The organism is Stenotrophomonas sp. LC732 (genome assembly GCF_052446685.1).
Taxonomy (GTDB): domain Bacteria; phylum Pseudomonadota; class Gammaproteobacteria; order Xanthomonadales; family Xanthomonadaceae; genus Stenotrophomonas; species Stenotrophomonas muris.
The window spans coordinates 3,351,308-3,371,474 of record NZ_CP199214.1 but is presented as its reverse complement, the minus strand read 5'-3'; the positions used below and the strand labels follow the sequence as shown (position 1 = coordinate 3,371,474).

Sequence of the window (20,167 nt, the reverse complement as noted above, 5' to 3'; positions counted from 1 at the left end):
CATCCATGCCGCGGACACCCCCGCGAACCCACCCCGCCCAACCTCTGACAGTTTCCGTGTGCGTCCAGCCACGGAAAAGAAAAAGAAAATCAAAAGCGGGTCGCGCGCTGCGCGCACTCGTTGTGGGGTCGTATCCGTTTTCCGCAGGAAAACGGATCCGACCCCTTCTTGTTTCCGTTCCACCCACCGCTTCTGAAAGGGCAGTCGAGCAAGCTCGACGCGACGCCGCGCGTGCATCCGTCACTGGGAAACTGTCGAAGGCGGGGCGGGAGGGGCAGGCAGGACCGTTGGCGCCATGGATGGCGCCATCGAGCCCCCATGGACGGGTTTACGGCGTGTCCTGCCTGCCCCTCCCGCCCCGCCAAACACGCAGCAACCCAGAGCCATGAACCACGCTGTTGCTGTTGCCGTTGCTGTTGCCCTGGCTTGAAACGGGTGCCGGGCAGCGCCCGGCCGGGTATCCTCTCCCTCTGATGTCCGACCTTGTCCATGCCAGCCGCGAAGCCCTCAGCGAAGGCGGCGCGCTCGCCTCGCATCTGGATGCCTTTGTCCCGCGTCCGGCACAGCTGCACCTGACCGACGCCATCGCCGAAGCGCTGCAGCAGCGCGACCTGCTGCTGGCCGAGGCCGGTACAGGCACCGGCAAGACCTTCGCCTATCTGGTGCCGGTGCTGCTGTCCGGGCTGCGCACCATCATCTCCACCGGTACCCGCGCGTTGCAGGACCAGCTCTACCACCGCGATCTGCCGCGCGTGCGCCAGGCACTGGGCGTTGGCCTGCGCAGCGCGCTGCTGAAGGGGCGCGCGAATTACCTGTGCCGCTACCGCCTGCAGCAGGCGCGGGGCGAACCGCGTTTTTCCAGCCCGGAGCAGGCTGCGCAGTTCCAGCGCATCCTGGCCTGGTCCGGCCGTTCGGAGTTCGGTGACATCGCCGAACTGGAAGGCTTGGCCGATGACTCGCCGCTTCTGCCGATGGTCACTTCCACGGTCGACAACTGCCTGGGTACCGATTGCCCGTTCTGGGACGACTGCTTCGTGGTGCGCGCGCGCCAACGTGCGCAGGCTGCCGACGTGGTGGTGGTCAACCACCACCTGCTGCTGGCCGACCTGGCACTGAAACAGGACGGCTTCGGTGAGTTGCTGCCGGGGGCGCAGGCCTTTGTCATCGACGAGGCGCATCAGCTGCCCGAGTTGGCCGCGCAGTTTTTCGGCGAAGGCTTCGGCATGCGCCCGTGGCAGGAACTCGGCCGCGACTGCCTGGCCGAGGCGCGCGGCGTAGGCGGCGCGCAGTCGGCCCTGCAGGAACCGGTCGACCAGTTGCAGCAGGCGTTGCTGGCGCTGCGCTCGGCGATGGAGGGGCTGCCGCCACGGGGTACGCAGTGGCGTGCGCTGGCGATGCCACAGGTGCGCGATGGATTCGATACGGTGATGGCCGGCCTGGTGACGCTGGAGCAGGCACTGCAACCGCTGCGCGAGGCGGCGGCGGGTCTGGATGCCTGTCATGCGCGGGCACGCGAGGCGGTGTCGCGGCTGCAGCGCTGGCTGGGCGATGATGAGCCCACCCTCGATTTCGATACCGATCCGGCGGAGACCCCCCGTGCCGCCGATGTGCTCTGGTATGAGCTCACCCCGCGTGGTTTCCGCTGCCAGCGCACGCCGATGGATGTGTCCGGCCCGCTGCGCGAGCATCGCGAGCGCAGCCGCGCGGCATGGATCTTCACCTCGGCCACGCTGACCGTGGGCGGTGGCTTCGACCACATCGCCACGCGCCTGGGCCTGGACGATCCGCACACGCTGGTCCAGCCGAGCCCGTTCAACTGGCCCGAGCAGGCGTTGTGCTACCTGCCCGAAGGCCTGCCCGATCCGGCGGCGCGCGGGTTTGGCACCGCGCTGATCCAGACCTTGCGGCCGGTGTTGCAGGCCTCGCAGGGCAGGGCGTTCCTGTTGTTCGCCTCGCACCGTGCATTGCGCGAGGCCGCCGAGGCACTGCGCGACGGGCCGTGGCCGTTGTTCGTGCAGGGCGAGGCGCCACGCGCGGCGCTGCTGCAGCGTTTCCGCGAATCGGGCAATGGCGTGCTGCTGGGCTCGGCCAGTTTCCGCGAGGGCGTGGACGTGGTCGGCGAAGCGCTGAGCGTGGTGATGATCGACAAGCTGCCGTTCGCGGCACCGGATGACCCGGTATACGAGGCGCGGCTGGAGGCGATCCGCAGCCAGGGGGGCAACCCGTTCCGCGATGAGCAGCTGCCGCAGGCGGTGATCGCCCTGAAGCAGGGCGTTGGCCGCCTGATCCGCAGCGAAAGCGACCGGGGCGTGCTGGTCCTGTGCGATCCGCGCCTGCTCAACCGTGGCTATGGCCGGGTCTTTCTTGAGTCGCTGCCGCCGTTCCGGCGCACCCGCAGCCTGGCCGATGTGCAGGCCTTCTTTAGGCCACAATGGCTGCCCGTGGCCGATGATGCGGCTGCCCCGGCCGCCGTTGCGGCGGGCCCGGAGCCTGCTCCCGGTGCCACGTTCCCCTTGTTCTGACCTGATCCAATGAAACTGCTTGCCTTTGAAACCGCCACCGAAGCCTGTTCCGTTGCCCTGCATGTCGATGGGCAGGTGCTGGAACGCTTCGAGCTCGCCCCGCGCCGGCACGCCGAGTTGAGCCTGCCGTGGGCCGAGGCGCTGCTGGCCGACGCCGGCATCAGCCGTCGCCAGCTTGATGGCATCGCCCTCAGTCGCGGTCCGGGTGCGTTCACGGGCGTGCGCCTGGCGATTGCCATTGCCCAGGGCATCGCACTGGCACTGGACCGCCCGCTGCTGCCGGTCTCGACGCTGCAGGTGTTGGCGCTGCGCGCACCGGCGGAAGAAACGCAGATCCTGTCGGCCATCGATGCGCGGATGGGCGAACTCTACGTCGCCCGCTTCGAGCGCGTGGACGGCCTGCCGGTCGCGCGCGATGCCGAGCGCGTCTGCGCGCCGGCAGCGGTGGCGCTGCCGGAAGGGCTGTCGGCCTACGGTGTCGGTACCGGGTTCGCCGCAGCCGAGGGTGCGCTGGTCGCGCAGCTCGGTACTGGCCTGCGCGGATTCGACGCCACGGCATTGCCGCGTGCGTCGGACGTGCTCGCACTGGCGGTGCCGGCGTTCGCGCGCGGCGAAGCCATTGCACCGGAGAAGGTCGAGCCGGCCTACCTGCGCGACAACGTGGCACTGACCCTGGTCGAGCAGCAGGCCGCGCGCGAGGCGAAGGCGAAGGCCAACGGCTGAGCCCCTCGTGGCGGGGTTGGTTGATCGCATAAACCCAAAGCCGCGCTTGGCCGGGCGGGGTGGGTTCGCGGGGGACGCCGTAAACCCCGCTCCGCGGTCCGGCCCAGCCGCTGGCGGCTGTGCGTTCGGGCGCTTGCGAAGCAGTGCTTCGCAAGCAAAGCGCCCTCACCCATGGGGGCTTGGCCGCGGCATCCATGCCGCGGACACCCCCGCGAACCCACCCCGCCCGACCTCTGACAGTTTCCGTGTGCGTCCGCCACGGAAAATCAAAAGAAAATCAAAGTCAACAGCGGATCGCTTCGCTCGCATCCACGCGTAGCGTGGATGTGTGTCGACCAAGGTCGACACCTACCAACAGCAATGATGCGTCGGGATCTGTCAGAGGCGGGGCGGTATGGGCTTGCAGGACCGTTGGCGCCATGGATGGCGCCATCGAGCCCCCAGGGACGGGTTTACGGCGTGTCCTGCAAGCCCATACCGCCCCGCCAAACCCAATATCCCGACCGCTGCTGTTGATGTTGACTTTGACTTTGCTTCCAGCGGGTCCCGGGCGGCAGGCCCGGGCAACAAACCCCTACCGGTCGTCGTGCAGGGTGCCACCCGGCAGGAACACCCAGGTGCGGGTGACCTGCAGGATGTCGATCTCGTCCTCGGTCTTCGGCAGCGGCGGGAATGGCTGCGCAAGCTGCACCACCCGCAGCGCCGCCTCATCCAGCAACGGCGTCCCGCTTGAACGCAGGATCCGGCTGCTTTCCACGCTGCCATCGCGGCGCACGCCCACGCTGATCACCACCTGGCCGCCGAGCCGGCGCTGCCGGGCCTCGTCCGGGTAATTCAGGTTGCCGACGCGCTCGGCGCGGTCGACCCAGGCGCGCAGGTAATTGGCGTAGGCATATTCGCGCGTGCTGGCCGACACGAACTTGCGGTTCGGGCGCTTGGCGTACTGCGCCGAGCGCAGATGCACCTCGGCCGCCAGCCGCGCCATCTCGGCATCACGCTGCTCGCGTGCCGTCAGCGGTGCATCCGGTTCCGGCTGCTCCGGTGTCGGGCGCGCCTGCGCCTGGGCCACTGCCTCTTCGCCGTTGCGGCTGCTGACCACCCGCGCCTGCGGCGGGGGCGCCGGCGCGGCCGATTGCTGCTGTTGCGGCACCGGGCTCAGCCCCGCCTGGGCCTGCGGAACGATGCCGGCCTGGTTGTCGCGCGGGCGCTGCGCACGGTCGTGCTCGCCGCCACCTTCCTGGCTGGCGGCGGCAAGGAAATCGGCCTGCTTCGGGGTCAGTGCGGTGCGGGTCTGGCTGAAGATCACCTCCAGCGTCGGCACCAGTGGTGCGTCGCCTTTCACCGCAAAACCCACGCCCAGGATCAGCAGGGCGTGGACCACGATCGACAGCGCGATGGTCGCGCCCAGCCGTTGCGCTTCGCGCGCCGGCGGGGGCAGGACGGCAGGTGCGGCCGCCATCAGCGCAGGCCGGCCTCGAGCGCGTCGAACAGGGTGCCGGCGATGTTCAGGCCGTACTGCGCGTCGAGCTCGCGCACGCAGGTCGGGCTGGTCACGTTGACCTCGGTCAGGTAATCGCCGATCACGTCCAGGCCGACGAAGCGCATGCCACGGCGCTTCATCTCCGGGCCAACCTGGCCGGCGATCCAGCGGTCACGCTCGCTCAGCGGGCGCCCTTCGCCACGGCCGCCAGCCGCCAGGTTGCCGCGGAACTCGTCACCCTGGGGAATGCGCGCCAGGCAGTAGTCGACCGGTTCGCCGTCGACCAGCAGGATGCGCTTGTCGCCGGCCGTGATGTCGGGAATGAACTTCTGGGCCAGCGCCAGCTTGCGGCCGCCGTCGGTCAGGGTTTCCAGGATCACGTTCAGGTTCGGATCGCCCTGGCCGCTGCGGAAGATCGAGCGGCCGCCCATCCCATCCAGCGGCTTCAGCACGGCCTGGCCGTGCTCCAGCGCGAAGGCCTTCAATGCCTTGGCATCGCGGCTGACCAGGGTCGGCGGGCAGCACTGCGGGAACAGCAGGGCGGCCAGCTTCTCGTTGTAGTCGCGCAGGCCCTGCGGGTTGTTGACCACGCAGGCGCCGGCAGCGGCAGCCACGTCCAGCACCTGCGTGTCGTAGATGTACTCGGCGTCGACGGGCGGGTCCTTGCGCATCAGCACGATCTGGCCGCGACCGAACGCGGTACGGCTGAACGCGCCCAGCTCATACCAGCCGGCCGGGTCGTCGCGCACCTGCAGCGGTGCGGTCTGGGCCACCGCCACGCCACCTTCCAGGGCCAGCCCGCCGGGCCGCACGTAGTGCAGGGCATGGCCACGGCGCTGGGCTTCCAGCAACATGGCGAAGGTGGTGTCCTTGGCGATCTTGATGTGGGCGATGGGGTCCATCACCACGATGACGTTCAACGGCATGGGCGCACCTGTCAGGCAAGGCGTTGATGGTAGCGGCAACGCCGGCCGTGCGCCTCCCCGCCGTAGTGCAACGCAGCGTCCGCCTGCCGGCAGCGCAGTCATTGCGAACCCGGTCACGTTCAGCCCGGTGCTACCCCCTGCGCGGCAGGCCGGCCTTGAAGCGGGCGCGGGAAGTGCGATATAGATACGCTTTCGCAGCGGCTCCCGCCAGAGATTGGGCCGTGCGCTTGGGGATAGGCAATGACTGAAAACACGACTGCGGGCGGGGAACTCGCAGGACTCCGGGTGATGGTCATCGATGATTCGAAGACCATCCGCAGGACTGCGGAAACGCTGCTCAAGCGCGAAGGCTGCGAGGTGGTCACCGCCACCGACGGCTTCGAAGCGCTTGCCAAGATCGCAGACCAGCAGCCGCAGATCATCTTCGTCGACATCATGATGCCGCGCCTGGATGGCTACCAGACCTGTGCGCTGATCAAGGGCAACCAGCTGTTCAAGGCGACCCCGGTGATCATGCTGTCGTCCAAGGATGGTCTGTTCGACAAGGCGCGGGGGCGCATCGTCGGCTCGGAGCAATACCTGACCAAGCCTTTCACGCGCGAAGAACTGCTGGGTGCCATCCGCACATACGTCAACGCCTGACCAGGGGGGAAAGGCACAATGGCTCGTATCGTCCTGATCGAGGATTCACCGACCGACCGCGCGGTGTTCACCCAGTGGCTGCGCCGTGCCGGCCACGAGGTGCTGGAAGCGGACAACGCCGAGGATGGCCTGCAGCTGGTCCGCGACCAGGCGCCGCAGCTGGTGCTGATGGACGTGGTCCTGCCCGGCATGAGCGGGTTCCAGGCCACCCGGGCGATGGCCCGCGATGCGGCGATCAAGCACATCCCGGTGATCATCGTCAGCACCAAGGCGATGGAAACCGACAAGGCCTGGGGCCTGCGCCAGGGCGCAGCCGATTACATCGTCAAGCCGCCGCGCGAGGATGAACTGATCGCGCGGATCAACGAACTGGTGGCCTGATGCGCTCGCCCTTCGACATCCTTGAAGCCTACGAACGACGCAGCCTGGCCCATGCAGTGCAGCTGCCCGGGCGGCAGTTCGCCCAGGACCTGTGGCGTGGCGTCGGTTACCGCGTCGGCCAGCGCCGGCTGGTGTCCGATTTCCGCGAAGTGGTGGAAATCGTGCCGATGCCGCCGGTGACCCCGGTGCCCTGCGCGCAGCCCTGGCTGCTGGGCGTGGGCAACCTGCGTGGCAACCTGTTCCCGGTGGTCGACCTGAAGTACTTCCTGGAAGGCACGCGCACCGTGCAGCAGGAAGGCCAGCGCGTGCTGATCATGCGCCAGGCTGGCGGCGACGTCGCACTGACCATCGATGAACTGTTCGGCCAGCGCAGCTTCGAGCTGGACCAGCAGATCGACGCGGGCACGTTGGCCGAAGGCCGCTACGGCCATTTCGTTGACCGTGCCTTCCATGCCGACGGCCATGACTGGGGCGTGTTCTCGCTCTCGCTGCTGTCGCGCACCCCTGAATTCCGGCAAGCCGCGGCCTGAGGCCGGGCATCGCCCCCTGCATTGAAGATCGAGGTTGAACGATGAGTACTGCTTCGGACGCCACCAAGACCGGCAAGCTGCGGCTGGGCGGCAGCAACCTCTGGCTGTTCCTGCTGCTGGCATCGATGATCCTGTTCGGCGTCAACACCGGCGTCGCCACCTGGCAGGGCAGCCGCCTTGCCGACGCCGGCTCCAAGGCCGCCGACCTGCAGGTGCTGTCGCAGCAGCTGGCCAACCAGGGACGTGACGCGGTCGGCGGCAACGCCCAGGCCTTCACCGCCTTCAAGGCCACCCGCAACGCGATCGAACAGAACGTGTCGACGCTGCAGGGCCGCTATGGCAAGGAGCCGGGCGTGTCCGGCGCCATCGCCACCCTGGGCGAAACCTGGGCGCCGCTGGGCAAGCAGGCCGGGCAGCTGGTGGCCAGCGAGCCGGCGGTGCTGGCGCTGGCCGGCAATGCCAACAACTTCACCGGCGCGGTACCGGGCCTGCAGGCCCAGCTGAACGAGCTGGTGCGCGCGATGTCCGCCTCCGGCGCCCCCTCGTCGCAGGTGTACAGCGCACTGCAGCAGGTCGTGGTGGCCGGTTCGATGGCCCGTCGGGTGACCGAAATGCGTGCCGGTGGCAGCGCCGCAGCGACCTCCGGGGATGCGCTGGCGCGTGACATCACCGTGTTCTCGCAGGTGCTCGACGGCCTGCGCAACGGCAACGAGGAACTGGGCATCACCGCCGTGCGCGGTGCTGCCGCCGTGGCCGCACTGGAGCAGTCGCAGCAGAAGTGGGAAGCGATGAAGCAGGACGCCGACGCGATCCTGGCCAGCTCGCGCCAGCTGTTCGCGGCGCAGTCGGCGGCGACCGCGCTGGGCCAGGGCTCGGCCCACATGCTGGACGACAGCCGCAAGCTGTTCGATGCGTTCTCCTCGTTCGGCTCGGTGTCCGACACCCGCCTGTTCCCCAACTTCTGGATCGGCGTGGTGTCCGGCGCGCTGTCGCTGATCGCGATCATCGGCTTCGTCTCCACCAACGTGCGCAGCCGCTCGCGCGAGCAGGAACTGCGTTACCAGACCCAGGTGGAATTCAACAGCCGCAACCAGCAGGCGATCATGCGGCTGCTGGACGAAATCTCCTCGCTCGGTGAGGGTGACCTGACGGTGAAGGCCTCGGTGACCGAGGACATGACCGGCGCGATCGCCGACGCGATCAACTATGCGGTGGACGAGCTGCGCCACCTGGTGACCACCATCAACGACACCTCGGCCAAGGTCGCGATGTCCACCCAGGAAACCCAGGCCACCGCGATGCAGCTGGCAGAGGCGGCGGGCCACCAGGCCAACCAGATCACCTCCGCCTCGGACCGCATCGGTGAAATCGCAGCGAGCATCGAGCAGGTGTCGCGCAACTCGGCCGAGTCGGCCGACGTGGCACAGCGCTCGGTGGTGATCGCCGCCGAAGGCGCCGGCGTGGTGCGCGAGACCATCCAGGGCATGGACCAGATCCGCGACCAGATCCAGGAAACCTCCAAGCGCATCAAGCGCCTGGGCGAGTCGTCGCAGGAAATCGGCTCGATCGTGGAACTGATCAATGACATTTCCGAGCAGACCAACATCCTGGCGCTGAACGCGGCGGTGCAGGCGGCGTCGGCGGGTGAAGCGGGCCGCGGTTTCGCGGTCGTGGCCGACGAAGTGCAGCGCCTGGCAGAACGTACCTCGGGTGCGACCCGACGCATCGAAAACCTGGTCCAGGCCATTCAGGCCGATACCAACGAAGCGGTCACCTCGATGGAGCAGACCACGGCCGAAGTGGTGTCCGGTGCGCGCCTGGCCGAGGACGCCGGTACCGCGCTGACCGAGATCGAGCGCGTGTCCAACGCCCTCAATACCCTCATCAAGAACATCTCCATCGCCGCCCAGCAGCAGTCGGCCGCGGCCTCGGACATCACCCGCACCATGGGCGTGATCCGGCAGATCACCGGCCAGACCTCGCAGGGTGCCGGGCAGACCGCAGAGTCGATCGGCCACCTCGCGCAGCTGGCGGCGGACCTGCGCCGTTCGGTCGCCGACTTCAAGCTGCCGGCGTGACGCGGGCAGGGCGGCGAGCAAGGAACCAGTCGATGAAGCATTTCCATTCCCCACGCCAGAATCCGCGCGGCCACCGCGCGGCGGCGAACGGAGCGCGTCCATGAGCAGTCTGCGCGATGCGATGAGCCACGCAGCGCTGGGCTGGGTCAAGCCCGAGCTGGACGAGACCCTGCGCCAGGTGCGCAACGAGGTCGAGTACTACGCGGAAGACCCGAGTGATGCCAGCCGCATGCGCATCTGCGCCGGCTACCTGCACCAGGTGCAGGGCACCCTGCGCATGGTTGAACTGTATGCCCCGGCGATGGTGGCCGAAGAGCTCGAGCAGCTGGCCAATGCCATCGGCGCCGGCCAGGTGGCCGACCGGGATGAAGCCTGTGCGACCCTGATGCGTGGCAGCGTGCTGCTGCCGGACTATCTGGAGCGCCTGCAGAACGGCCATCGCGACATTCCGATCGTGCTGATGCCGCTGCTCAACGAGATCCGCGCGTCGCGTGGCGAAGAAGGCGTCAACGACAGCGTGCTGCTGGCCTTTGCGCCGGACAGCATCACCGCCACCGAGGCCGAGCTGGACCATGCCCGGGGCAGCCTGAGCGGGCGCAACCGCGAGCTGCTCGATACCGTCGGCAGCGCAGTGAAGGAAGAACTGCTGCGCATCAAGGATGCGCTTGACCTGCACCTGCGCACCGGCGGTGCACCGGAACAGCTGCAGACCCAGGCCAACGAACTGGGCGCCGTGGCCGACACGCTGGGCATGATGGGCCTGGGCGTGGCCCGCGGCGTGGTCGTGCAGCAGCGCGACGCGCTGCGTGGCGTGGTCGAGGGGCGCCAGCAGATCGACGAGAACCTGCTGCTGGATATCGCCGGTGCGCTGCTGTACGTCGATGCCTCGCTGGACGACCAGGTTGCCCATCTGGGCGCCGGCGGCAGTGGCGAGGACGATCCGAGCGCGGTGGAGAACCGGCGCACGGTGGAAGTGCTGGCCCATGAAGCCATCGCCAACTTCGCTGCCGCCCGCGAGCATTTCGTCGCCTTCATCGAAACCAGCTGGAACCATGCCGAGCTGCAGGATGTACCGCGCCTGCTGGGCGATGTGTCCGGCGCGCTGCGCATGCTCGACCTGGGTACCGCCGCCGATTACCTGCGTGGCGTGCAGCAGTGCATCGAGGCCGAGCTGATCGGCCGCCAGCGCGTGCCCAGCGGCCGCCAGCTGGACACCCTGGCCGATGCCATGGCCAGCCTGGAGTACTACCTGGAAGCCCTGCGCGATCGTCGCCCGGGCCGCGAAGACATCCTCGAAATCACCCGCAGCAGCCTCGAGGCACTGCGCTACTGGCCGCTGCCCGAACGCAACGCCGCCGCACCGGAAGCGCCGGCAGCGTTTGCGATCGAACGTGAGCCGCTGCCGGTGCAGGTCGAGCCGCTGCAGCCCGAGCGCATCGAGGTACCGGTGCAGCCTGCTGCGCCCGCGGCCGGCGACGTGCCGGTATCGCTGCCGGACTTCACCTTCGATCCGCCGCCGGCCACACCGGCACCGAGGGTGCCCGACAACAGCCTGATGTTCGGCGCGCTGGGCACCGAGGGCGTCGTGGCCGCCAGCCCGTTGGATGCTGGCGCCTCGCCGCTGCCAACACAGGATGATGCCGAGGCATCGCTGGTCTTCGCCGCGTCCAGCGCACCTGCGCCTGATGTCCCACAGTGGGAGCTGGCGCCGTTCTACCCCGAAGCCGAGGCGGCCGCGCCCGCCGGCGACGAACGCGCGCCGACGTTCGCCAGTTTCGATCCCGTCAGCTTCGAACTGGCCGACAGCGATCACGCCGATGCACCGCAGTGGTCGCTGTCCGAGGCGCCGCAGGTGCTCGAGGAAAGCGCAGCGCCTGCGATCGAAGAGACGACGGACAGCATGGTTTCGCCCGTGACCGAATTCGATGCTGCGCCGGTGTTCGATCCGGTAGCGGCCGAACAGGGCGCGGTTGCCGAGGCCGACGACGTGGTGTTCCGCTTCGACGCCGATGCATTGGACAACGCTGACGACGTGCTGTCGCTGCATGCGATGGAAACGTTGTCGCTGGACGAGGACGCCGGGTTGCATCCGTCGCTGGAGATCGTCGATGCCGTGGCGCCGTCGCTGGCCGATGCATCGCCTGCGGCGGAGGTCAGGGTGGACGAGGCTCCGGATGACCTGCCGGCATCGTCGATCACGCCGCCGTCGATCGAAGCGCCCGCCCCGGCAGCGGAAACGTCGGCGCCGGCCGTGTCGGTGATCGATATCGACACCATCGCGCCGATCGATTTCAGCGAAGCCGATGCCCAGTTCTTCGCCGAGCTGAGTGCAGCCGCTGCCGGCTTCAATCCGCAGGCGATGCCCACCGCGACGGCACCGGAGGCGGTCGTTGCGACCGGCGCCGACGCCAATGCCGACGCGACTACGGGCTTCGACGCCGGCTTCGACGACGACGCCGAGAACATCGACGAGGACATCCGCGAGGTGTTCCTGGAAGAGTTCGACGACGAGCTCGCCAATCTGGGCACGCTGCTGCCGGCGTGGCGCATGCAGCCGGACAACATGGACCGGCTGCGCCCGATCCGCCGCATCTTCCATACCCTCAAGGGCAGTGGCCGCCTGGTTGGCGCACGTACCCTGGGCGAGTTCGCGTGGAAGATCGAAGGCATGCTCAACCGCGTGCTGGATGGCAGCCGCGCCGCCTCGCCGGCGGTGCTGGCGATGGTCGACAACGCACATGCGGCGCTGCCACAGCTGAACGCAGCGCTGCGCCACGGCCAGCGCATCAGCGTCGACCTGCAGGCCATGCAGGCCATTGCCGATCGTGTCGGCGCAGGCGAGGAAACCTACTACGTACCGCTGCCGGGTGCGGCTGCGCCGGTTGTACCGGTTGCTGAAGCTGACGGCGAAGACGAGATCAGCCGCATTCTCGACGCGGAGGCTGCCGCCTCGGCGCCGGCCGATACCGACGTGGAGGCCGAAGTGGCCGGTACGCCGGCCAACATCGACAGCGTGCTGCGCGAGATTCTCGAGGCCGAGGTGGAAGTCCACCAGGCCACCCTGCAGGACTGGCTGCGTTCGGCGCAGCAGGCGCCGCAACCGGTCAGCGATGCACTGCTGCGCGCGGTGCACACCATGAACGGCGCCTTCGCGATGACCGAAGTGCCCGAGATCACGGCGGTGACCGGCGGCGCGGAGTCCTACATCAAGCGCGCACTGGCCGCCGAGGTGGTCCCGGGTGATGAAGGCGTAGCCGCCCTGGATGCGACTGCGCAGGCGATCACCGCCACCATGGAAGCGTTGCAGGCCGAACAGCCGCGCATCGCGCCGCAACAGGTACTCGCGCAGCGCCTGCAGGCGCTGGCTGGCGCGTTGCCGGAAGCGCGCTGGCCGATGGTGGGCCTGGAAGACGAAGAAGACGATCTGGCGCTGGATGACGAACCGCCGGTGGAACTGGACGCGGATGCATCGACAGCCGTCGCGCTTGAATCCGATGCGGTGCCGCATTCGTTTGCCGCACCGGAGCAGGACGCGGAAGCACGTGCCGATACTGCCGAAGCCCCGGTCGCCGACGTGGCGATCGAGGCCGGGCTGGAGGTCGGTGAGCTGACGGCCAGCGATGATCTTTCGCGCTACTTCGATGCCGGATGGCCGTCCGTACCGGGTGAGGAGGATGCGTCGCTGCCGGTGGTCGAATCGATCCAGGTGGCCGACGACGTTCCAGCCGTTGCCGTAGCCGGTGTCGAGGCGGAGGCCGAAGGCGTGCTGCGGTTGTCCGACGATGCCGGTTTGACCGTCGTGGATGATCTGTCGCCGTACCTGGATGCCAGTGCGCTGCCGGTTGACGACCGCGACGCCGAAGAGACTCCGGCCGCTGTCGAAGCCGTCGCATCTGACCTGAATGCGCCCTCGGCCGATCACGCGCACGTCGCTGATGCCACGGCGTTCGAAATGCCTGCTGCACTGCCACTCGACAGCGAGCTGTCGAGCCTGCAGGATGAAATGGCTGCGCCGGGGTTTGCAGAACCGGTCTCGCTGGAAGCCGCGCTCGAGGCCGGCCTGCACGTGATCGACGAAGAGCAGCCCCTGGCCGACGACGGGCAATGGCCCGTGCTCGGCCTGCAGGCCAGCGAACTCGCGCCGGGCGAGGCGGAAGCCTTTGCCGAGGATGCGGACGTCGGCGGGGAGGCGGCGATCGGTGAAGGAGAGAGCGCCGATCAGCCGTCCCCGGCGACGGTGAATGAGGAGATCGCGGAGGCCGCAGCGCAGGCCACCGCCGAACCGGTTCGCTTCTTCGAACTGGAAGACGCGCCGGGCCAGGCGGAGGTCCACGCCGAAGCCGCCGACGTCGATGCGGTTGCGGTATCGGATGCCGTGGCAGCCAGCGCGCCCGAAGCCGACGTGCCTGAAACCGTGACACCTGACATCCTTGCCATGCCGGTGCCGGAAGACAGCACCGATACGCTCGACTTCAGCGTCTACGATCGCGAGCTGGTCGACATCTTCGTCGAGGAAGGCAAGGACCTGCTCGACCACTGCGATGGCCTGATCAGCGAGCTGCGTGATGCACCGCAGGACCGAGAGGTGCTGGCCGGCCTGCAGCGTGACCTGCACACCCTGAAGGGTGGCGCACGCATGGCCGGCATCAACGCCATCGGTGATCTCGGCCACAGCATCGAATCGTTGCTGGAGGCGGTCGCCGCCGGTCGCACCGAGATCGAACGCCGCGATGTGCAGTTGCTGGAGCGCGGATTCGATCGCCTGCACCAGCTGCTGACCCGCACCGGTAACCACCGCGTGGTGGAACCGGCGCAGGATCTGGTCGATGCGTTCGAAGTGCGTACCACCACCGATATTGCCGCAGCAGCAGCGGCTGCCGCAGGCGCAGCGGACGTGGCGAGCGTTGCAGAAACCGCGTCGGCAGCGGTCGCCGGCCCTGCGCCGGCACTGCTCGATGCGCCGTTGTCGGCACCGCTGCCGGCCGAAGGCGTGATCGATGAAGATCCGCTGGCGCGCCCGCAGCAGGAACAGGTGCGCGTGCGCGCGGATCTGCTCGACCGCCTGGTCAACCATGCCGGTGAAGTGGCGATCTACCGCTCGCGCCTGGAACAGCAGCTGGGTGCCTTCCGCGGCGCGATGGGCGAGCTGGAGCGCACCAATGCGCGACTGCGCGACCAGCTGCGCCGACTCGACCTGGAAACCGAGGCGCAGATCGTCGCCCGCTACCAGCGTGAGCAGGACCAGGCCGATCAGAAGTTCGATCCGCTGGAACTGGACCGCTTCTCCACGCTGCAGCAGCTCAGCCGTGCACTGAACGAGTCGGCGGCCGATCTCGGGGGCCTGCAGGGCGTGCTCGACGATCTGTCACGCCAGTACGATTCGTTGCTGCAACAGCAGTCGCGCGTCAGCTCCGAGCTGCAGGATGGCCTGATGCGCGCGCGCATGGTGCCGTTCGATGGCCTGGTGCCGCGCCTGCGCCGCGTGGTCCGCCAGTCCGGAATGGATACCGGCAAGCAGGTGCACCTGACCCTGGAGGGCACCCACGGCGAACTGGACCGCAATGTCCTCGATCGCATGGTCGCGCCGCTCGAACACATGCTGCGCAACTCCGTGGCCCACGGCCTGGAGGCGCCGGAACAGCGTCGCGCCGCCGGCAAGCCGGAGGAGGGCGAAGTCGCCATCCGCCTGCACCGTGAAGGCTCGGAAATCGTGCTGGAAGTGGCCGATGACGGTGCTGGCCTGGACCGCGAAGCGATCCGCCGCCGCGCCATCGATCGTGGCCTGTTGGCCGCCGATGCGCAGCCCAGCGAGCAGGAACTGGACAACCTGATCTTCGCCTCCGGTTTCTCCACCGCCGACCAGGTCAGCCAGCTGGCGGGTCGTGGCGTGGGCATGGACGTGGTGCGCAACGAAGTGCGCCAGCTCGGCGGCTCGGTCGACATCCAGTCGGTGCGTGGCCAGGGCGTGCGCTTCACCTTGCGCCTGCCGCAGACGCTGGCCGTCACCCAGGCGGTGTTCGTGCAGATCGGTGAAACCACCTTCGCCGTGCCGGTGGCCTCGGTCAGTGGTATCGGCCGCCTGTCACGCGAACGCTTCGAGGCCGCCGACAGCAGCTACCGCTACAGCGGCGAAGACTATCCGCTGTATGACCTCGGCAGCCTGGTCGGGCAGGCCCCGGCACGCGCCGATGGCCAGGACCAGGTGCCGCTGCTGCTGGTGCGTGCCGGTGACCTGCGCGCTGCCGTGGCGATCGACCAGGTGCTGGGCAACCGCGAAATCGTGGTCAAGCCGGTCGGCCTGCAGATCGCATCGGTACCGGGCATCTACGGTGCCACCATCACCGGCGATGGCCGCGTGGTGGTGATCCTGGACGTCGCGCCGCTGGTGCGCCGTTTCCTCGCCAATCCGACCGCACCGGTGCTGGCCAATGCACCGCGCGACGAACGCCAGGTGCCGCTGGTGATGGTGGTCGATGACTCGCTGACCATGCGCAAAGTGACCGGACGCATCCTCGAACGGCACAACTTCGAAGTCAGCGTCGCCCGCGATGGCGTGGAAGCACTGGAGCGGCTGGAAGAGCGCGTGCCGGACCTGATGCTGCTGGATATCGAGATGCCGCGCATGGACGGCTACGAGCTGGCCACGGCGATGCGCGCCGACCCGCGCTACAAGGATGTGCCGATCGTGATGATCACCTCGCGCAGCGGCGACAAGCACCGCCAGCGCGCCTTCGAGATCGGTGTCCAGCGTTACCTGGGCAAGCCGTACCAGGAACTGGACCTGATGCGTAACGTGTACGACCTGCTGGGGATCGCCCGTGTCCGTGAGTGAAACCCATCCGGCCCCGGCCGTCGCCCTGCTGGCCCGCCCCGGTGCGGCGCGCGAACGCCTGCGCGAGGCGCTGTCGCATGCAGATGTGCAGCTGGTCCTGGAAGATGACCCGAACGGCCTGGAGCCACAGGTCCTGCAGGCTGCGGATCCGCAGTTCGTGGTGATCGCGCTGGAAGCGGCCATCGAGGACGCACTGGAACGGCTGGACGCCGTGCTCTCGGCACCGGGGCTGACCCTGGTGTTCGATGAGGCCGAGCTGGCCGCGCGCCGCGACGGCTGGGAGGCGCAGCGTTGGGGGCGCCATCTGGCCGCCAAGCTGCACGGCCACCAGCAGGTGTTGCCGCCGGGTGCCGAGGAAGAGCCCAGCCTGCAGCTGGAGCCCGGCCATCCGGTGCCCGCGCCGGCGCCGCAGGAAGAAGCCCTGCAGCCGCATCTGGCGCAGGCGCTGAGCTGGGCCGATGACGTTCCGGCCGACGGTCTGTATTCGCCGCCGGCACACCTGCACGAACCGATCGCGCTGGAGCAGGCCCTGGCGGCACTGCAGCCGGACGTGCCCGAACCACGGGATCCGCCTTCGCCGCCGCAAGCGCCGGCCGAACCGGCGGCGCCTGCGGCACCGCCGATCTCCTTCGATCACACCGCCTGGTCGCTGGTCGAGGAATCGATCGAAGCGCCGGCACCGGCAGAAGTGGCGGCGCCGGCCGCTGCGCCGCAGCCCTCCTTCGATACCGATCATTTGACCCTGGTCGATCTGGCTGCCGCCGCCCCGGCCGGTGCGCGCGCCGCATCAGTGCTGGTGCTGGCCGGCATCGGTGGCCCGGATGCGTTGCGTCGCCTGCTCGGCGCACTGCCCGCGTCGTTGAGCGTGCCGGTCCTGGTGCACATGCGCCTGGACGGTGGCCGCTACGGCAACCTGGTCAAGCAGATGTCGCGTGTTTCGCCGTTGCCGGTGCAGCTGGCCGAGGCCGGCCAGCGCGCCGCGCCGGGCGAGGTCCACGTGCTGGCTGATGATATCGGCGTGCGCGCGGCCAGCGATGGCCTGCATTTCCAGAGCGATGCCACCGGTATTTCGCTCGCTGCATTGCCGGCCGCACACACTGCGCTGGTGCTGCTCAGCGGTGCCGACCTGGCCCATGTCGGCCCGGCGCTGGACCTGGCGGCCGCCGGTGCGTGGGTGGCCGGGCAGGTAGGCGAGGGCTGCTACGACCCGGCTGCGGCCACCGCCGTGGTTGCTGCCGGCATGGTGGCCGGTGAACCGCAGGAGCTGGCGCAGGCAATTGCCGCGCGCTGGGGTGAGCAGGACGACAACGGAGAGGCACCATGAGCTACGCCAGCAACGACGAAATCCGCGGCGTCCTGATCCAGGCCGGCAACGAGCGCGTACTGCTGCCCAATGCCACCGTGGCCGAAATGATGTCGCGCGTACCGGTGCAGCCGGTCTCCGATGCGCCGCGCTGGCTGGTTGGCGAGATCGGCTGGCACGGCTGGCAGGTGCCGCTGGTGTCGTTCGCACGCCTTTCCGGGCTGGGCGAAGAGACGGTGGCCGGCCACAACAAGGTGGTGGTACTGAAGTCCCTCAGCGGCAACGCGCAGCGCCCGTACTACGCGCTGCTGACGCAGAACTTCCCGCAGCTGATCTCGGTGCCGCGCGACGGCCTGCTGGCCGACGCCTCCGAAGAAACCCTGCCGCAGATCGTGCACATGCGCGTGCTGCTGGGTGAGCAGAGCGCGCTGCTGCCGAACCTGGATGCACTGGAAGCGGCGCTGGATTCGCTGGCGGCCTGATCGGTAATCCGCCGGTCGGGTCGCCGGTAGTGCCGGCCGCTGGCCGGCAACCCCATGATCCCGTGGATGCCGGCCAGCGGGCCGGCACTACCACGAATCAGCCTCACCCCAGATCGCCCAAGCGCGCCTGCAACGCCGCGATCGCGGCCAGTCCGGCCGTTTCCGTGCGCAGGATCCGCGACCCCAGTTGCAGCCCCTGGAATCCTGCCGCGGCCAGTTGATCGCGATCGCGTGGCGACCAGCCGCCTTCCGGGCCGATTGCAATCACGATGCCGCCAGCGGGAGCGGCTTCCAGCGTCGACAGGCGATGTGCTCCCTGCGGATCCAGGGTCAGCCGCAGCGAATCGGCTGGCAGCGCCGCCGCAGCCTGCGCCAGCGACAGCGGCGATCCTACCGGCGGAATGCGCGCGCGCCCGGACTGGCCGCAGGCCGAGGTCACCACGTTGTTCCAGTGCGCCACGCGCTTCTCCGCCCGTGCCGCGTCCAGCTTCACCTCGGTGCGCTCGGCGTTGACCGGAATGATCGCGACCACGCCCAGCTCGGTGGCCTTCTGCAGGATCAGGTCCATCTTCTCGCCACGGGCGATGCCCTGCAGCAGGGTGATCGCCAGCGGGGATTCGTTGTCGATGGCCTGCACGGCGTCGATGAGGACCTGCACCTCGCGCTTGCCGGCCACGGTCAGCGTCGCGCTGTAGTCGTGGCCATCGCCGTTGAACAGCACGCAGGTATCGCCTTCGCGCAGGCGCATCACCCGCACCAGGTGGTTGGCGGTGTCTTCCGGCAGGGTCACGGTCTGGCCGCTGTGCAGCGCCAGGTCGATGGGGCAGCGGGTCACGCGCATGCAATCGCCTCGTCGATGGCCGCCAGCGTGGTGTGCGCCAGCAGCTCCAGTTGTTCGTCGTCCACGCAGTAGGGTGGCATCCAGTACAGCACGTCGCCCAGCGGGCGCAGCACCACACCGCGCTTGAGGGCGGCCTTGTAGGCCTGCAGGCCCAGCCGCAGGCCCGGGTCGAACGGCGTGCGCTTGTTGCCGTCGCGCGACAGCTCGAACGCCACCACCATGCCGGCCTGGCGCACGTCGGCCACGTGCGGGTGGTCGGCAAACGGTGCCGCCAGCGTGCCCATCACCGAGGCGATGCCCCGGTTGCGCGCGATCACATCGTCGTCGCGGAAGACGTCCAGCGTCGCCAGTGCCGCGGCGCAGGCCAGCGGGTTGCCGGTGTAACTGTGCGAATGCAGGAAGGCGCGCTCGCGCGAGTCGTCGAGGAAGGCGTCATACAGCGCCTGCGTCGCCAGTACGGCGGCCAGGGGCAGGAAGCCGCCGGTCAGGCCCTTGGACAGGCACATCAGGTCCGGCATCACCCCGGCCTGCTCGCAGGCGAACAGGGTGCCGGTGCGGCCGAAGCCGGTGGCGATCTCGTCGGCGATCATGAACGCGCCATGGGCATCGCACAGTTCGCGCACGCGCTGCAGGTAGACCGGGTCATGCATGCGCATGCCGCCGGCACACTGCAGGCGCGGTTCCAGGATCACCGCGCAGACCTCGCCCGGGTGCTGGTCGAACAGCGTGGCCAGGCCATCGGCCGCCTGCCGTGCGCGATCGGCCGCGCTCTGGCCCGGTTCGGCCAGGTAGGCATCGGGCGACGGCGCGAACAGGCCCTCGGCCAGCAGCGGCGCATAGACGCGGCGGTACAGCGGAATGTCACCCAGCGCCAGCGCGCCCAGGGTTTCGCCGTGGTAGCCGTTCTCGAGCGCGATGAAGCGCGTGCGCCGGGGCTCTCCGCGGTTCTGGAAGTACTGGAAGGCCATCTTCAGCGCCACTTCCACGCCGGCGGACCCGTTGTCGGCGTAGAACACCTTGGCCAGCGGTTCGCGGCCGGCCTGGCGTGGCGCCAGTGCCAGCAGGCGTTCGGCCAGGGTGATCGCCGGCTCGTGGCCGAAACCGGCGAGCATCACCTGTTCCAGCTGCCCGGCCTGGGCAGCGATGGCACCACCGATGCGCGGTTCGGCATGACCGAACAGATTGGTCCACCAGCTGCTGACCGCGTCCAGATAGCGGTTGCCGTCGTGGTCGATCAGCCATGCGCCTTCGCCACGGGCAATCGGTACCAGCGGCAGGGTGTCCGGATGCTCACGCATCTGCGTGCACGGGTGCCACAGCACCTGCAGGTCGCGCTGCCGCCAGTGGCGGGCCAGCGGGGAGGGGGTTGGGTCTGCTAGCATTTCGGGCTCATGAACATGTTGCTGCCTGCACATTCTATCGGCCCC

General features: G+C 68.8%; 13 protein-coding genes. 9 read left to right on the top strand and 4 right to left on the bottom strand.

What is annotated here, in order from left to right:
* Positions 1–473 precede the first annotated feature (473 nt).
* Together ACT6SE_RS16020 and tsaB are read left to right on the top strand one after the other, a co-directional pair.
* Positions 474–2,522 (top strand): ATP-dependent DNA helicase, encoded by a 2,049-nt coding sequence (locus ACT6SE_RS16020; protein WP_014648097.1) that lies wholly within the window; start codon positions 474–476, stop codon positions 2,520–2,522.
* A gap of 9 nt (positions 2,523–2,531) precedes the next feature.
* The gene (tsaB, locus tag ACT6SE_RS16015) at positions 2,532–3,245 is read left to right on the top strand and encodes a tRNA (adenosine(37)-N6)-threonylcarbamoyltransferase complex dimerization subunit type 1 TsaB (RefSeq protein ID WP_014648096.1); all 714 of its coding nucleotides are present in this window, start codon (positions 2,532–2,534) and stop codon (positions 3,243–3,245) included.
* Between the two features lie 574 nt (positions 3,246–3,819).
* Here the strand turns inward: tsaB and ACT6SE_RS16010 are convergent.
* Together ACT6SE_RS16010 and gshB are read right to left on the bottom strand one after the other, a co-directional pair.
* Complete coding sequence (locus tag ACT6SE_RS16010) at positions 3,820–4,704, bottom strand: energy transducer TonB family protein (RefSeq protein WP_014648095.1); 885 nt, start codon at positions 4,702–4,704, stop codon at positions 3,820–3,822.
* Complete coding sequence (gene gshB, locus ACT6SE_RS16005; RefSeq protein ID WP_046432057.1) at positions 4,704–5,651, bottom strand: glutathione synthase; 948 nt, start codon at positions 5,649–5,651, stop codon at positions 4,704–4,706. Before gshB ends, ACT6SE_RS16010 begins: the two co-directional genes overlap by 1 nt.
* A gap of 240 nt (positions 5,652–5,891) precedes the next feature.
* On the opposite strand from gshB, the gene pilG reads away from it, so the two are divergent.
* From pilG to ACT6SE_RS15970, 7 genes are all read left to right on the top strand, one after another.
* On the top strand, positions 5,892–6,293 hold the full coding sequence (gene pilG, locus ACT6SE_RS16000; protein ID WP_005418455.1) for a twitching motility response regulator PilG: 402 nt from the start codon (positions 5,892–5,894) through the stop codon (positions 6,291–6,293).
* An 18-nt stretch (positions 6,294–6,311) separates the two neighbouring features.
* Positions 6,312–6,674, top strand: coding sequence for a response regulator transcription factor (locus tag ACT6SE_RS15995; RefSeq protein ID WP_014648093.1), 363 nt, complete (start codon positions 6,312–6,314; stop codon positions 6,672–6,674).
* Entirely contained in the window at positions 6,674–7,204 is a 531-nt protein-coding gene (locus tag ACT6SE_RS15990; protein WP_014648092.1) for a chemotaxis protein CheW, read from the top strand. The genes ACT6SE_RS15995 and ACT6SE_RS15990 overlap by 1 nt, the downstream gene beginning before the upstream one ends.
* A 41-nt stretch (positions 7,205–7,245) precedes the next feature.
* Positions 7,246–9,282 (top strand): methyl-accepting chemotaxis protein, encoded by a 2,037-nt coding sequence (locus tag ACT6SE_RS15985; protein WP_014038185.1) that lies wholly within the window; start codon positions 7,246–7,248, stop codon positions 9,280–9,282.
* A gap of 100 nt (positions 9,283–9,382) precedes the next feature.
* The gene (locus ACT6SE_RS15980; RefSeq protein WP_444811024.1) at positions 9,383–16,114 is read left to right on the top strand and encodes an Hpt domain-containing protein; all 6,732 of its coding nucleotides are present in this window, start codon (positions 9,383–9,385) and stop codon (positions 16,112–16,114) included.
* Complete coding sequence (locus tag ACT6SE_RS15975; RefSeq protein ID WP_444811023.1) at positions 16,101–17,438, top strand: chemotaxis protein CheB; 1,338 nt, start codon at positions 16,101–16,103, stop codon at positions 17,436–17,438. Before ACT6SE_RS15980 ends, ACT6SE_RS15975 begins: the two co-directional genes overlap by 14 nt.
* Positions 17,435–17,899 (top strand): chemotaxis protein CheW, encoded by a 465-nt coding sequence (locus ACT6SE_RS15970; RefSeq protein ID WP_014648089.1) that lies wholly within the window; start codon positions 17,435–17,437, stop codon positions 17,897–17,899. Before ACT6SE_RS15975 ends, ACT6SE_RS15970 begins: the two co-directional genes overlap by 4 nt.
* Before the next feature lie 103 nt (positions 17,900–18,002).
* Here the strand turns inward: ACT6SE_RS15970 and ACT6SE_RS15965 are convergent, their stop codons facing one another.
* Positions 18,003–18,740: a 16S rRNA (uracil(1498)-N(3))-methyltransferase gene (locus tag ACT6SE_RS15965; protein WP_046432053.1), complete on the bottom strand. Its 738-nt coding sequence runs from the start codon at positions 18,738–18,740 to the stop codon at positions 18,003–18,005.
* Positions 18,731–20,122, bottom strand: coding sequence for an adenosylmethionine--8-amino-7-oxononanoate transaminase (bioA, locus tag ACT6SE_RS15960; RefSeq protein WP_014648087.1), 1,392 nt, complete (start codon positions 20,120–20,122; stop codon positions 18,731–18,733). The genes ACT6SE_RS15965 and bioA overlap by 10 nt, the downstream gene beginning before the upstream one ends.
* Positions 20,123–20,167: the final 45 nt, after the last annotated feature.

What these genes read in the sequence shown, in the direction of transcription:
- ACT6SE_RS16020 (WP_014648097.1), top strand. Translation starts at nt 474, where the DNA reads ATGTCCGACCTTGTCCATGCCAGCCGCGAAGCCCTCAGCGAAGGCGGC.
- tsaB (WP_014648096.1), top strand. Translation starts at nt 2,532, where the DNA reads ATGAAACTGCTTGCCTTTGAAACCGCCACCGAAGCCTGTTCCGTTGCC.
- ACT6SE_RS16010 (WP_014648095.1), bottom strand. Translation starts at nt 4,704, where the DNA reads ATGGCGGCCGCACCTGCCGTCCTGCCCCCGCCGGCGCGCGAAGCGCAA.
- gshB (WP_046432057.1), bottom strand. Translation starts at nt 5,651, where the DNA reads ATGCCGTTGAACGTCATCGTGGTGATGGACCCCATCGCCCACATCAAG.
- pilG (WP_005418455.1), top strand. Translation starts at nt 5,892, where the DNA reads ATGACTGAAAACACGACTGCGGGCGGGGAACTCGCAGGACTCCGGGTG.
- ACT6SE_RS15995 (WP_014648093.1), top strand. Translation starts at nt 6,312, where the DNA reads ATGGCTCGTATCGTCCTGATCGAGGATTCACCGACCGACCGCGCGGTG.
- ACT6SE_RS15990 (WP_014648092.1), top strand. Translation starts at nt 6,674, where the DNA reads ATGCGCTCGCCCTTCGACATCCTTGAAGCCTACGAACGACGCAGCCTG.
- ACT6SE_RS15985 (WP_014038185.1), top strand. Translation starts at nt 7,246, where the DNA reads ATGAGTACTGCTTCGGACGCCACCAAGACCGGCAAGCTGCGGCTGGGC.
- ACT6SE_RS15980 (WP_444811024.1), top strand. Translation starts at nt 9,383, where the DNA reads ATGAGCAGTCTGCGCGATGCGATGAGCCACGCAGCGCTGGGCTGGGTC.
- ACT6SE_RS15970 (WP_014648089.1), top strand. Translation starts at nt 17,435, where the DNA reads ATGAGCTACGCCAGCAACGACGAAATCCGCGGCGTCCTGATCCAGGCC.
- ACT6SE_RS15965 (WP_046432053.1), bottom strand. Translation starts at nt 18,740, where the DNA reads ATGCGCGTGACCCGCTGCCCCATCGACCTGGCGCTGCACAGCGGCCAG.
- bioA (WP_014648087.1), bottom strand. Translation starts at nt 20,122, where the DNA reads ATGCTAGCAGACCCAACCCCCTCCCCGCTGGCCCGCCACTGGCGGCAG.